Raw genomic sequence first — 13,312 nt, 5'->3', positions numbered from 1 at the left:
CCGCTGGGTCCCCCGGTCTCGCTACGCTCGCCGGAGGATGACGAAAGTGAGTGGGCTCAGCTCAGCCCCGTCGCCTCGTCCAGGCCCAGCATCAGGTTGAGGTTCTGCACCGCCGCGCCCGACGCCCCCTTGCCAAGGTTGTCCAGCAGGGCGACCAGCCGCGCCTGCGACCCGTCGCGGTGGCCGAAGACGTGCAGACGCATCCGGTTGGTGCCGTTCAGCCCTTCCGGGTCCAGTCCGGTCATGGCCTCGGTCTCGTCCAGACCGGCGACCTCGACGAAGCGGCAGCCGTCATAGGCCTCGACCAGACAACCGTGCAAACGGTCGATCGACGGCGTCTCCGGCAGGGCCGAGAGCTGCAACGGAACCTCGACCAGCATCCCCTGGCGATAGTCGCCGACGGCCGGGGCGAACAGCACGTCGTGCTTCAGGCACGAATGTTTGGTCATCTCCGGCACATGCTTGTGCTTCAGCGACAGGCCATAGGCGCGGAAGGGCGGTGCGCCTTCCCCGTCCTCGAACTCGGCGATCATCGACTTGCCGCCGCCGGAATAGCCCGAGACGGCGTTGACCGTGACGGGCCAGTCGCGCGGCACGATGCCCGCCTTCACCAGAGGCCGCATCAGACCGATGAAGCCGGTCGGATAGCAGCCGGGATTGGACACGCGGCGCGAGCCCACGATCTCGCCGCGCTGGACCGCATCCATCTCCGGGAAGCCATAGGTCCAGCCGGGCGCGACGCGGAACGCCGTTGAGGCGTCGATGACCCGCGTCGTCGTGTTCTCGATCATGGCCACCGCCTCCTTTGCCGCCTCGTCGGGCAGGCACAGGATGACGGCGTCGGCGGCGTTCAGCGCCTCGGCCCGCGCGGCCAGATCCTTACGCTTGTCGCCGGTCAGGGAGATGAACGCCAGGTCCGCACGACCCTCCAGCCGCTGGCGGATCTCCAGCCCCGTGGTCCCGGCCTCGCCGTCAATGAAGATGGTGTGGGTCATGGCTCTATCCCGACCAAAGAAAAAGGGCGCCTCGGTGTCCCGAAGCGCCCCAAATCCAAACCGAATGAAACGGCTTAGCGCTTCGAGAACTGGAAGGAACGGCGGGCCTTGGCGCGGCCGTACTTCTTACGCTCGACGACGCGGCTGTCGCGGGTCAGGAAGCCGTGCGGCTTCAGGACCGGGCGCAGGCCGGGCTCGTAGTGCGTCAGGGCGTGCGACAGGCCGTGGCGGATGGCGCCGGCCTGGCCCGACAGGCCCGAACCCTCGACCGTGCAGACCACGTCGAACTGGGTCATGCGGTCGGTGACTTCCAGAGGCTGGGCGACCATCATCTGCAGGATCTCACGGGCGAAATACGCCTTCAGGTCCTTGCCGTTGACGGTGATCTTGCCCGAACCCGGCTTCACCCACACTCGGGCGATGGCGTTCTTGCGCTTGCCGGTCGAATAGGCGCGGCCCTGGGCGTCCAGCTTCTGGACGTATTCCGGGGCGGCCTCGGCGGTCGAACCGCCCAGGCCCTTCAGGGCGTCGAAGCCGGTCGCTTCTTGCGTGACGTCGGTCATGGCTTAGAGGCTCCGGGTGTTCTTGGCCGAGCGGCCGGCGAAATCGATCGTCTCGGGCTGCTGGGCTTCGTGGGTGTGCGCGGCGCCGGCGAACAGACGCAGGTGCGTCATCTGCGTGCGGGCCAGCGGGCTTTCCTTCGGCAGCATGCGCTCGACGGCCTTCTCGAGCACGCGCTCGGGGAAGCGGCCGCCCAAGACCTTCTGCGGGGTGGTCGACTTGACGCCGCCCGGGTGGCCGGTGTGGCGGTAGTAGATCTTGTCGGTGTTCTTCTTGCCCGTGAACACGACCTTGTCGACGTTCGTGACGATGACGTAGTCGCCCGAGTCGACGTGCGGGGTGTAGGTCGGCAGGTGCTTGCCGCGCAGGCGCATGGCGATGAAGGTCGCGAGACGGCCCACGACGACGCCTTCAGCGTCGATATGGATCCACTTCTTCTCGACCTCGGCCGGCTTCAGCGAAGCCGTGGTGCTCTTCAGCATGTGAGGTTTTCCTAAGACAGGAGGCGAAACGGGGTCGATCCGGCGGGCCGGACCGAGCGAAGGCGCGCTAGTAGAGGAAGCATCCACAGGCGTCAATGCCGTTCGTAACGCGCAATGCGCGTTACAGAGCTGATCTATAAAGACTTTCCCGCAACGGTATTAAAATACCGCATCAAAATCCGCTCAAGGTCGCCCCGCATAGAAGGTCATCGAGCCCGCGACGCCCGTGAAGGGGTCGGGCGTGACGTCCAGAAGCTCCAGTCCCGCCTCGCGAATGTCCGCCAGCACGACCGCGCGCGGCAGGGCGTGCATCTCCAGCCCCATCTCTGGCGAGTGCAGATAGGCGTCGATGTCGAAGCTGTAGCCCGGCACGTCGGTCGGGACCTGGAACAGGATCGCGCCGCCGGGGCGGATCTTCGTCAGGACGGATCGCAGGATGCTCCGCTGCACCGGCGGGGGATTGTGCTGCAGCACATGGGTGGAGAAGACGAAGTCCGCCTCCGGCAGTCGGTCGAAGTCGTCCAGGCCGGCGATCCGGCGACAGTCGACGTGGTCCAGCCCCAGATCCGCCATGCGGCGTTCGCAGATCGCCAGATTGCCGGGCGAGATATCCAGGGCGATCACCTCGTCGAACCGTTCCGCCAGGGGCCCGGTGACCCGACCTACCCCGCAGCCGATCTCCAGACAGACGCCCCGCGTCGGCACGCGTCCGGTGCGGCGCTCGAACACATCGACCAGACCGGCATGGCGGCGACCGCTGGCCCAGAACTCTTCCAGCACCGCCGCCTCGACCGTCTCGCCGCGATAGCGGTCGGCCGTCAGGACGGACCAGTACGGGTCCTCCTCGCCCAGCCGGGACCAGGCGCGTTCGATGCGCGCGGTCATGGCCGCCAGTTGCTCGGGGTTCGCCTCGTGCTGGATCGGCCAGGGACCGTCGAACAGGGTGCGGGCCTGAATGACCTGGGCGGCCGCCTCCGCCGGCGATCCGGCCGCGAATTCCTCGCTGCTCGCCAGGACGCGCCACAGGGTCAGGCGATCCGCGTGCGACCGATGGCCCTCGATCACCGCTTCGGATTCCGGGTTTCGCCCCAGGATCAGATTGTACCCCTGAACGACCTCTTCGGCGCTGATCATGACGCTCCCCCGACCCTCGCCCTGACTAGCGGCGCGGTCCGGACATGAAAAGCCGGGGCTGGGAGCGGCGGACCAGCCACAGATTGGCCGTCGCCACCGCCAGGACGAGGGCCGCTCCCGCCTGATGCAGTCCGCCCAGCCACATGGGCACGGCGTTGATCAGGGTGACGATGCCGAGCACGGCCTGAAGCCACAGGGCCGCCGCCACGACGAAGGCCGAAACGCCCAGCCCCTCGGCCAGCCGCCAACGCCAGGCCTGGACCGCATAGACGGTCCCGCCGATCAGCAGGGCGTAGGCGAAGATCCGGTGATTGAACTGGACCAGGGCCTGGTCGTGCAGGAAGGCCAGAGCCCCCATGTCCCACGCCACGGGGGCGAGAATGTCGCCGTTCATCAGCGGCCAGTCGGTGTAGATGAAGCCCGCCTTGGCCCCGGCGACGAGGCCGCCCAGCAGGCATTGAACGAAGACCGCGCCCAGCAGGACGGCGGCGCCCCGGCTCCAGCCCGCGGGCGAGCGCGAATGCTCCTCCCCGAACCAGGCTTCCAGACCCGTCCAGATCAGGCCGGCGAAGATGATGAGGGCCAGACCCAGATGCGTCGCCAGCCGCTCCGGCGCCACATCGACCCGCTCCGACAGACCCGACGATACCATCCACCAGCCGATCAGCCCCTGCAGCCCGCCCAGGGCCAGCAGGACCGCACAGCGCCAGATCAGCCGCGTCGGCATGGCCATCCGACCCAGGAACGACCGCTCCGGCAGGAAACGGAACAGCAGGAAGGCGAAGAACGGCAGGGCGAACACCATCCCGATCAACCGCCCGACCAGCCGGTGCAGCCATTCCCACCAGAAGATGCCCTGGAACTCCGACAGGCTCATGCCCGCGTTGACCTGGGCGTACTGGGGGATCGCCTTGTATTTTTCGAAGGCGTCGGTCCATTCGGCCGCGTTCAGGGGCGGGATCGCGCCCATGATCGGCTTCCACTCGGTGATCGACAGGCCCGAGCCCGTCAGTCGGGTGATGCCCCCGATCACCACCATGGCGAACACCATGGCCGCCGACAGGAACAGCCAGATCGCGATGGCTTTCGACTGGTCGGTCTTTCCGAAACGGTTCATTCGACGCCTGACGCTCCGACGGATACAGTGTCGCCTTTCGGGACGACCGGGGCGGTATGCCCTCCGATCGTGGCGAGATCAAAGTCCGAAGTCAGAATGCGAGGTCGCAGAGGCCTCGCCGGGAGGCCCTTGGTGCAAGTCGTGCTCGAATACGCCGATATCCTGACCGCCGTGGTGGGGGTTATCGCCCTGGCCTGGATCGCCGATCTGATGACCGGACGGCGGGGCCTGTTCGCCGCCTTGCTGGTCGCCTCCACCGGCGCGGTCTGCGGCTGGTTCCTGGCCGTCCGGGTCTTCGGGGCCTCCACCATGGACGAGTTCCGCTGGGTGTTCTGGTCCGGCGGCGGCGCGATCATCGCCCAGGTCGCCTACTACCTGTTCCGGAGCAAACGCTGATGGGTCTGCGCGCGCGTCGGGCGATCGCCTCGGTCTGCATCCTCGCCTTCCTGACCTTCTACATCTGGGCCGTCATCGCCGTCGGCGGCCATGTGCCGGACCATCCGCTGGCGACCCTGGCCTACTACGGCCTGGCGGGAACCCTGTGGGGCGTCCCTCTCCTGCCCCTGATGTCCTGGGCCGAGGGCAAGCCGTTTCTGAAACGGACCAAGGGCTGAAGCTCCGACCGGACTGTTCTTCTTCCGCCCGGACTGAAATACGGTCGGGCAAAACCCTCTGATCGCTTGTCGCAAGAGCGAACCAGGAGCGCCTCATGACCGCCACCACACCGCCCACGTCCACCGCCACGCCGGAGATCATCCAGGGCCACGAGGGCCGCTACGCCTTCTCCAACCCGGAGGACTACATCGCGCGCCACCTGCGTCACTATGGCCAGTGGGAGATCAACCTGTGCCTTGAACTGCTGAAAGTGCTGCCGCGACGCGAGGCGGTCATTCGCGGCGCCGATGCGGGAGCCAACATCGGCCTGTTCAGCATCCAGATGATGTCCCTGGCGACCAAACACCGCATGCCGATGCAGATCGACGCCTTTGAGGTGCAGCCGGCGATTTACGCCGACCTGGTGCGCAATATCGAACTCAATGATTTCCAGGACGTCATCCGCCCGCTGCACCAGGGCGTGGGCCGGACGTCAGGCGTCATCGAGGTCGAGGCCGCGGACCCACGCGCCCTCGACAACGCCGGGGCCTTTTCCCTGCGCGCCGACGTGCGCGAGCATTTCGCCCTGACCGTGCCGACGGTCGAGAAGGTCCAGATCCCGATCGCGCCGCTCGCGAGCGGCTACGACTTCATCAAGATCGACGTCGAGGGGATGGAACTGGACATCATCCAGGGCGCGGAGGACATCCTCCGCGCCGAACGGCCCGCCGTGATCGTGGAGGCGTGGGGACCCGAGAAGGCGCCTTGGTTCCAGGCGGAGGCGGACGTCCTGCTGTCGCTGCTGCGCGACATCTATCCGCGCGAACTGCCGATGGGCGAAAACACCCTGTTCTGGAGCTGAAAACAAATCGGGCGGCCGGATCGCTCCGGCCGCCCAACTCGATCTCGCCAACCATTCGGTGAGAATGGTCGGAGCGACAGGATTCGAACCTGCGACCCCTTGACCCCCAGCCTACCCTGAGGTTGTTTTCAGGACATTTCACTACTGGTCAGGACTGTTCTAACCGCTTGTTTCTGATAATGTTTTTGACGTCACCGCTTTTCACCCGTATTCTTCGAGTTGCTGCAATCTGTGCCCCATATGTGCCCCAGCAAAGGGCGCTCATCGGAGATCGGGATGCCGACTTTGAAGCTCACGGACCGGACGGTTGCGTCGGCCAAGGCCACCGAAGGCGGCCGTCTGGAGCTCTGGGATACCGCCGTGAAAGGCCTGTATCTGAGGGTGTCTTCGGACACCCGTATCTGGGGCTATAGGTATCGCCGACCGGACGGAAGTCAACCGCGCATCCGGCTCGGTCACTACGTACCGCCCGAGCAGGCGATCAGCGATACCTCGGCTTTGACGGTAGCCGGCGCGAGAGCACGGGCGAGGAAGATTCAAACGGAGGTCGATGACGGCGGCGATCCCGCGACCACGCGACAGGTCGCCAAGGCCGAGGCCAAAGCCCAGGCCATTCGTACGGTCGATGATCTGGCCGAGGCCTACTTCGCCGTCTGCGAGACGGGAGAGTACCGCCCCAGCCGCCGGCGCAAGCGCCCGCAGACGATCAAGGCCGAGCGCTATCTCTACAAGAAGTATCTCGCAGCGCTCGGCTCGATCAGGGTCGAGGCGCTCACCCGCGACGCGGTCCGTAAGCTGCTGCGCGATCTCCTGAACGCTGGTCGCGGCATCACCTCGAACCGAGTCCGGGGCCTCCTGCGGCAGATCTACGCCTGGGGCGTCCTCGAAGGCAGGATCGCCCGCAATCCAGCCGGCGAGCTCGTCGACCTGGCAGAGGAAATTCCCCGCACCCGCATCCTGACGGATGAGGAGACGCGGTCGCTGTGGAGGGCCCTGATCGATCCCACAGGCTTGCGGCGCCCCCTCCCCGGCGGCCGCGACGAACCCGTCATGGTCAGTCGGCCGGTCCGTATCGCCATTCAGCTCGCGATGCTGACGCTCCAGCGGCGGGGCGAGATCGCGGCGATGCGCATCTCTGAAATCGACTTCAATGCCGCGGTCTGGACGATCCCCGCGGAGAAGACCAAGGCCGGTCGGGTGACGGCCGTTCCGCTCTGCGCCACGGCGATCGGTCTGATCCGGGAAGCCATCGCGCTCCGATCCGAGCCCGCTCCCGGGGACGATCCATCGCCCTATGTCTTCGTGGGTCGCAGCAAGACAGTCCCCTATCTGTCGCCGGCCGCGATCAGCCATGCGATGCGAGATATCCGGGAGGGGATCGGGTCGCTCGACCTGACGACGCACGACCTGCGTCGCAGCGGCGCGACCCGGCTCGCGATCGCTGGCGTCAGTCCTTTCATCCTGTCGAAGCTTCTCAACCACGCCGGCGATCTCGGCGGCGGATCGCCGATCACCATGGCCGTCTATGTCCAGCACAACTACATGGCGGAGAAGCGCGCCGCGATCACCCAGCTGGAGACGCTCCTTCTCGCGGTCGTGGGCGCATCCGCCGACCGGGTATCAGATACCCCCGACTACGCCACGACGGCCCGCTCTGCGCTGCGTTTTTACAACCCATCCGCAGGCCCCATCGGTACAGAAATCGCGTCGGTGTTCTGAGGCCTTGGAGAAGGCGCGCGACTGGACGCCGTGTTTGGATCGCGGGACAAGAACGCGATGACGACAATTCACGGGTTGCCTAAAGTTCTCATCAATGCGGCCGGGGAGGCATGGCGCGCCATCAGCAGGCCTCGCGAGCTCCGTCAGACTCCCGTCGCACTCGTGAATCACGACACCGGATGGTCCGCCGCCTTCATGGCCGAAGCCGATCGGCTGAAGTCCGATAGCCAAGTCCAGTGCTTCTTTGATCACGTCGGAAGCACCGCAGTCGCAGATCTGCCGGCGAAGCCGATCATAGACATTCTCGTCACTCTAACGGACTGGCAAGCGGCGGACGCTGTCTCGCGATCCCTAAGGAACCAGGGCTACCGCGTTGAGGAGAAGATTGGAGGAGCTGACCCACGGCGGTTCCTTACCCGCACCGGCACGCCGGACAGCCCGGCTTTCAATCTTCATCTGGTGCCTACCGACTCCGAGTGGGGCGAGCGCATGGTGGCGTTTCGGGATGCGTTGGCGCACGACGAGGGCCTTGTTCAACAGTACGCGGCGCTGAAAACCGCTCTGGCCGAGAAACACGCGGAAGACCTGCCTGCTTACACGTCGGGCAAGGCGATGTTCGTCGAGGGCGTCCTGATCGAGATCGCCGACGCCTTCAGCAACTCCAGCCTCCTAACCCATCAGCGGGTCGAGCTGGATCGCGCCCAGCAGCTTCAGGTCGCTTCACTCTCTACTCAGTTCCTCGTCGCGGTCGTGGCCGCGGGCTCCGTATTCTTCAACGACGGACCCACCCTGCTGACCTTTGCCTTCGTCGGGTTCACTCTTGCGCTCGCCTGGTTCGAGATCGGTCGACGCGGTGGGCGGCACCGGACCGCGGGCAATCAGGCGCGCCGGGCAGTCCTGTTGGCCAGCGGGCTCGGCCAGTCCGTTTCGCCGGCCCAAAGGCTCCGCATATTCGACGGGTTCGCGCTTTCGATCCGCGGCCGCCGCCTCGTGCGGGAGGAAGACTATTTCGCGAGCCGATGCCGCCCGGGCTTTCAACGCGCGGCGGAGCTCGTCGAGGAGTCGGCCTACTGGACGGGCGATCTCCAGAAGACGAGCGCGGGCGTCGTGGCCGCCATTCTCGTTGTTATCGGCTTGGTGCTCTGCGCCGCCGCGTGGCGCGGCGTCGTCGACCTGACCTCTGACGCCCAGATCAACGCGGCTCGGGTCATGATCGCGGCGCTGGTGTTCGTTCTGTCATCCGACGTTCTCGGCGCCCTACTCGGTCATCATCAGGCCGCCCACGCCATCGCTGAAATCTTCCGGCGCATCGAGACGACTGCGGCCCGGGGCTATCCGGAGGCCGACGTTCTCCTCCTGATGTCGGACTACAACGCCGCCGTCGAGAGCGCGCCTGTCGTCCCGCCGCTCGTCTATCGGTGGCGACGTCGGGACCTGTCGCGTCGCTGGCGGGCCTACCTGGCGGCGAAGCGGTCCTGACTTCCCGCCGTCACCCTCGGCTTCAGGCAATCGAAAGCTGTGGAAGGTCGGTGGGCCAGAGGCGTGTTATTGGGGTCGCAAACGCTGTCTATTGCGGTTCAGACCCTGCGCGCCACTACATCTTGACGAAAGTTTCGACACGTGAGACGAATCGGCTCAGAGTGAAAACGGGTTAACGATCCCTTTCCCTGCGACCCGACTCAACATATCGAGTCTGTCCGGGTTGGGTTTCGGCTGTGCCAATTCCGTTGAATTCGATCGATCCGCCGACGCCGTGTTCGGGCGCGGCTCGCGTATCAGACGAAGGAGCGTGCCTGACGATGTCAGCATGAACATGGTGGGGAGAGGACGACCGTCCCGACTTGCAGGTCTTCAAAAGAAGGCCGCCCTCTCTCCGGTTACCGACTCATTCGGGTCGGCGGCGCGATCTTATGCATCGCGTTCGCGAGCACACAACCGTCGCCGCGACTGAGCGCCCTCTCGGATTCATCTCCCCTTGAATCGAAAGGACTCTCGTATGAGTTCCGGCATTGCCTATCGCTGCACCCTCCCCGATCCCGCCTTCGAGTCCGCCTGGGACTCGATCAAGATGGACAAGGCGGTCAAGGACCGGCTCGTCGCCCAGGCGACTCTGGCCCTGACCGTCCGACGCGCCGTCTCCTTCGACGTCGCTCCGCTGCACGGCCTGATCGTGCTCGCCGGCGTCCCCGGCACGGGGAAGACCACGCTCGCCCGCGGGCTGGCGACCAAGGTCGCCGCGATGCTGTCCCCTTCGAAGGTGAACTTCATCCAGGTCGATCCGCACGGGCTCGCCAGCGCGTCGCTCGGCAAGAGCCAGCAGCAGGTCACGACCCTGTTCAACCAGACCATCCCGGAGGCGGGAATGGGCGGCTTCGCCGTAGTCCTGCTGGACGAGGTCGAAACCCTCGCGGCCGACCGCAAGAAGATGAGCCTCGAAGCCAACCCCGTGGATGTTCATCGTGCGACCGACGCGGTCCTCGCCAGCCTCGATCTCCTCACGCGCCAGCACAAGAATATCCTGCTCATCGCCACGACCAACTATCCGCAGGCCGTCGACAGCGCCTTTCTCTCGCGGGCGGATCTGATCGAGTACATCCCGCCTCCGAATAACGAGGCCCGGGCGGAAATCATCCGCGACACCCTCGAAGGGCTGGGCCGCCAATGGCCGTCGATCCGCAACCTTGCGAACGACATGAGCCTTTTCGTCGCCGCATCGAGCGGGATGGACGGCCGCCGCCTGCGCAAGGCCGTGGTCAGCGCCCTGGCGGGCTCCATCGCCACCGCTCGCGACCCCAACCTCGTCACAAGCCAACAGGTGCTGGCGGCCCTCAAGGCCTCGACCCAGGCGAACAAGGAGGTCGGCCGTGAAGCTGCGTAGAGATATCGCGTCCGTGCCGGTCCGCACGGGAGCCGAAACCTGGTCCGAGATCATCGCTCTGATCACGCGGCCGGATTCGATCGACGCCGGCCAGCTCACGGCGGCGGCGAGCGTCATGGCCACTCTGCTTTCCGAGGACCACTACGCCAAACATCCGCTGACCCTGAAGGGGGACGGACATCGCCTGGTGATCTACGGCGCCTACGGCGCGGACGCGGTAGCCCGCGGCGCCGAGGTCGCGCCTCTCGATTGGAACCCCACCGGCAAGGCTTGGACCCTCCATGTGCCCTGTGACCCGGAGGATCTCGACTGGGTGACGCAGACGTTGAAAACACGGGCTCCTCGCCTCGCGGTCCACGTCCTCGGCTCCGGTCCCACGGACACCGAACAGGACGCCTCGACTGCCGCCAACGACACATCGGCGGCTCTCAGCATCAACTGGGGAGCTGCGAGCTGATGGCTGTCTCGACCTTCACCTATACCCGCACGCACACCGCCGCCTTCGTGGCGGATCACATGCGCAACCAGCTGAAACGCATCGTTCAGGCTGCCGGGCTATCGCCGGAACAGTTGGCGGACGATTGGACCATCGTCGGACCGGCCGCCCGGACCTGGCTCGAGAGCGGCCATCTCGAAGTCGTGACCATCGAGTTTTTCAAGCCGGGATCGAGCACGTTGCAGTTGCGTTGGGACTTCCCCGTCACCTACGACGGCAGCGGAGTCGACGATGACATGTGGGTCGACCGGGACCACGTTCAGCGCACGATCGACAAGGTCGGTCGCCCGCCGACCGGATGCACCTATCGGATCATCCTGAGCTGCAAGCGAGGCCGACCGGAAGTTCCGGGAATGTCCAGCACATCGCACCTCTCGACGGCCGGCCTCGTCAGCCGGTCCACCGGCACGGCGATCGCCACCCACGACATCACCGCCGGGCTCAACTACTGGAGGCCGGCATGACCAAGGTCAGCGACGCATTCGCCACATTCAAAAGCCGCCTGGAGCTGACGCAGACCGAGAAGGATGATGCAAGCCGTCGGCAGAAGGATGTCCGCGCCACCGTGCAGGAAGCCTTCCACGTCGACCACGACTTCCTGACCGGCTCCTACGGGCGACACACCAAGACAAAGCCGCTCAAGGACATCGATATCTTTGTCTGTCTGGGGTCAAAGGAGGACCACCGACGCAAGGCGCACCCGAAGGCCGTTCTGGACGACCTCGAGACGTGCCTCGTTGATGCGTACGGGCGAGGTCAGGTGGAGCGCGACCGTCGGTGCGTGACCGTCTGGTTCGAAAAACGCCACCAGACCCAGCATGAGGAAGGCAAGGTCGTCAGCCTGGACGTCGTCCCGGCGTTCCAGTCGGGATCGGATTACGAGATTCCCGACGAGGATCTCGGCAAGTGGATCAAGACGAACCCCGCGACCCACAACGACCTGACGACGGCGAAGAACAAGACGCTGAGCGGAAATTGGGTGCCGCTCGTAAAGATGCTGAAAAGCTGGAACCGGGCCAACGGCAAGCCGATCCAACCGTCCTTCCTTGTCGAAGTCATGGCCCTCGATCTGGTTGACGGTCCGTTCAACAGCTTCCCCGACGAAGCCCGGCGATTCTTCGCCGCCGCTGCGGCCAGCATCGACGACACCTGGAGCGATCCGGCGAGACTGGGGCCGCCGGTATCCGACGAGATGACGGCCGCCAAATGCGCCGTGGCTCGCCAGACGTTGAGAGACGCCGAGATGGCCGCAACGCGCGCCTATCGTGCCGAGGCGCAGGGCAGCGAGACAGAGGCCGTGCGGATTTGGAAAGGCGTCTTCGGCGACTTCTTCCCGGCGGCCTAATCAGTCGGGTGTAGAGCCGGCGGCGCGCAGCCTCGCAGCGACGCCGGCTTTCATATGTCTTTCCAGGTAGGCGCGCCGGGCCTCATAGAGGCCCGGCATGACCAGAGGACTGGACACCCGACGCGCATATAGGGCGTTCTGAATATTGCGGCTGGCGTCGCGGGCGTCGTCTGCTGAAATCGCCTCCGCCTCCACCCTCGCCAGAACAGACTCCAGTTCGCTCTTCGTCTGGTCCTGGCTTTCGGCCGTGTCTTTCTGTCTGAAGTGCTCCCGAACGGACCAGACCAGCACCGGGGCCACTGGCATCCAGGTCACGGCGACGTCGCTCAGCGGCAGCCGGACGACCCAGCAGGCAATGAGAAAGGCGGTTGGGATGCCGATCGCCAGCACCAGGGCAATCGAGCCGTTGAAGCGCCGAAGGGTGACATCGTACCAGAGACTGCTGCGCTGACAGAGCAACCGCCCGGCTTCCAGACTCGTGCTGCCGACTTCGGCCGGGTACCAGTCAAGGATGCCTTTGTCGCTGTGGCGTTTCGACCAGGCTTCTGCTGCAGCCTCTATGATCTCAGGATCGATACGTCTTCCTGCGCTCAAGCCGTTCCAAGGCAATTGCAGCACGGAGCAGTCGAAGCATTCGGCGATTTTTGCGCCGCTCCGCACGAAACGGCGCTGGGCGCGATCCAGAATAGTGATGTCCAGCAAGGTGACTACGAGGCTGAATGCCGCCACGCCCGAACGCGCTTCCTCGACGAACAGACCTGTGGCCGCTCCGACCACCGGCAGAAAGACGGTCAGGATCAGCTGGAGGATAAAGATGAGCTTAGCGCGGTGGAACATCTCCTGGCGCGCCCGCATCAGCTGGAGATTCTCGGGTCTGTTCTGGCGTGCCGGGATATCGTTCATACGGGCTTGTCGCCTGACCATCGGCGCGATGGAAGCGGCGATCCGCATCCGACCGGTCGCCGGGCGTGTCTATCCCGCTGCCGTCTTCAAGTGATGACGCGGTGATGGTCGCCCTGGACTGGTGCTCGATCAGACGTGATCACGGCGCGACCTTGAAATCGACGGCACATTCTGTTTCCGCGACGCGGCAGTGACGCCCTATCGATCGGCCCCTATATTCGCTATA

General features: G+C 65.4%; 15 protein-coding genes. 9 read left to right on the top strand and 6 right to left on the bottom strand.

The genetic code is table 11. From position 1 onward, the window contains the following. Positions 1 to 56: 56 nt before the first annotated feature. From argC to ACETK8_RS11075, 5 genes are all read right to left on the bottom strand, one after another. Positions 57 to 995: an N-acetyl-gamma-glutamyl-phosphate reductase gene (gene argC / locus ACETK8_RS11095; protein ID WP_374035993.1), complete on the bottom strand. Its 939-nt coding sequence runs from the start codon at positions 993 to 995 to the stop codon at positions 57 to 59. Between the two features lie 74 nt (positions 996 to 1,069). Continuing rightward, entirely contained in the window at positions 1,070 to 1,558 is a 489-nt protein-coding gene (gene rpsI, locus ACETK8_RS11090; RefSeq protein WP_374035992.1) for a 30S ribosomal protein S9, read from the bottom strand. 3 nt (positions 1,559 to 1,561) lie between these two features. Continuing rightward, positions 1,562 to 2,035 (bottom strand): 50S ribosomal protein L13, encoded by a 474-nt coding sequence (gene rplM / locus ACETK8_RS11085; protein ID WP_374039392.1) that lies wholly within the window; start codon positions 2,033 to 2,035, stop codon positions 1,562 to 1,564. A gap of 186 nt (positions 2,036 to 2,221) precedes the next feature. Next, positions 2,222 to 3,172 (bottom strand): class I SAM-dependent methyltransferase, encoded by a 951-nt coding sequence (locus tag ACETK8_RS11080; protein ID WP_374035991.1) that lies wholly within the window; start codon positions 3,170 to 3,172, stop codon positions 2,222 to 2,224. 25 nt (positions 3,173 to 3,197) lie between these two features. Beyond that, the gene (locus ACETK8_RS11075) at positions 3,198 to 4,289 is read right to left on the bottom strand and encodes a COX15/CtaA family protein (protein WP_374035990.1); all 1,092 of its coding nucleotides are present in this window, start codon (positions 4,287 to 4,289) and stop codon (positions 3,198 to 3,200) included. A 132-nt stretch (positions 4,290 to 4,421) separates the two neighbouring features. Between ACETK8_RS11075 and ACETK8_RS11070 the strand changes: the two genes are divergently transcribed. The 9 genes from ACETK8_RS11070 to ACETK8_RS11030 all read left to right on the top strand — a co-directional run bounded on the left by ACETK8_RS11070 (position 4,422) and on the right by ACETK8_RS11030 (position 12,183). Continuing rightward, positions 4,422 to 4,685 carry a transglycosylase gene (locus ACETK8_RS11070; protein WP_374035989.1) on the top strand — a complete coding sequence of 88 codons (264 nt, stop codon included), beginning with the start codon at positions 4,422 to 4,424 and terminating at the stop codon, positions 4,683 to 4,685. Further along, entirely contained in the window at positions 4,685 to 4,903 is a 219-nt protein-coding gene (locus ACETK8_RS11065) for a DUF2842 domain-containing protein (protein ID WP_374035988.1), read from the top strand. The genes ACETK8_RS11070 and ACETK8_RS11065 overlap by 1 nt, the downstream gene beginning before the upstream one ends. 95 nt (positions 4,904 to 4,998) lie before the next feature. Next, the gene (locus ACETK8_RS11060; RefSeq protein WP_374035987.1) at positions 4,999 to 5,745 is read left to right on the top strand and encodes an FkbM family methyltransferase; all 747 of its coding nucleotides are present in this window, start codon (positions 4,999 to 5,001) and stop codon (positions 5,743 to 5,745) included. Between the two features lie 276 nt (positions 5,746 to 6,021). Further along, entirely contained in the window at positions 6,022 to 7,464 is a 1,443-nt protein-coding gene (locus tag ACETK8_RS11055; protein ID WP_289648453.1) for a tyrosine-type recombinase/integrase, read from the top strand. Between the two features lie 195 nt (positions 7,465 to 7,659). Further along, positions 7,660 to 8,943 carry a GrpB family protein gene (locus ACETK8_RS11050; protein WP_374035986.1) on the top strand — a complete coding sequence of 428 codons (1,284 nt, stop codon included), beginning with the start codon at positions 7,660 to 7,662 and terminating at the stop codon, positions 8,941 to 8,943. A gap of 589 nt (positions 8,944 to 9,532) precedes the next feature. Continuing rightward, on the top strand, positions 9,533 to 10,342 hold the full coding sequence (locus ACETK8_RS11045; protein ID WP_221233698.1) for an AAA family ATPase: 810 nt from the start codon (positions 9,533 to 9,535) through the stop codon (positions 10,340 to 10,342). Between the two features lie 13 nt (positions 10,343 to 10,355). Beyond that, positions 10,356 to 10,799: a hypothetical protein gene (locus ACETK8_RS11040; protein ID WP_374035985.1), complete on the top strand. Its 444-nt coding sequence runs from the start codon at positions 10,356 to 10,358 to the stop codon at positions 10,797 to 10,799. Next, the gene (locus tag ACETK8_RS11035; RefSeq protein ID WP_152950375.1) at positions 10,799 to 11,302 is read left to right on the top strand and encodes an HORMA domain containing protein; all 504 of its coding nucleotides are present in this window, start codon (positions 10,799 to 10,801) and stop codon (positions 11,300 to 11,302) included. Before ACETK8_RS11040 ends, ACETK8_RS11035 begins: the two co-directional genes overlap by 1 nt. Beyond that, positions 11,299 to 12,183, top strand: coding sequence for a CBASS oligonucleotide cyclase (locus ACETK8_RS11030; protein ID WP_153921665.1), 885 nt, complete (start codon positions 11,299 to 11,301; stop codon positions 12,181 to 12,183). Before ACETK8_RS11035 ends, ACETK8_RS11030 begins: the two co-directional genes overlap by 4 nt. On the opposite strand, the gene ACETK8_RS11025 is transcribed toward ACETK8_RS11030, so the two are convergent. After that, complete coding sequence (locus ACETK8_RS11025; RefSeq protein WP_153921663.1) at positions 12,184 to 13,134, bottom strand: S-4TM family putative pore-forming effector; 951 nt, start codon at positions 13,132 to 13,134, stop codon at positions 12,184 to 12,186. Positions 13,135 to 13,312: the final 178 nt, after the last annotated feature.

The sequence above is a fragment of the Brevundimonas staleyi genome (assembly GCF_041893865.1).
GTDB classification, from domain to species: domain Bacteria; phylum Pseudomonadota; class Alphaproteobacteria; order Caulobacterales; family Caulobacteraceae; genus Brevundimonas; species Brevundimonas staleyi.
Note: the sequence above shows the minus strand (reverse complement) of the source record. Positions and strands in the feature narration are given on the sequence as shown.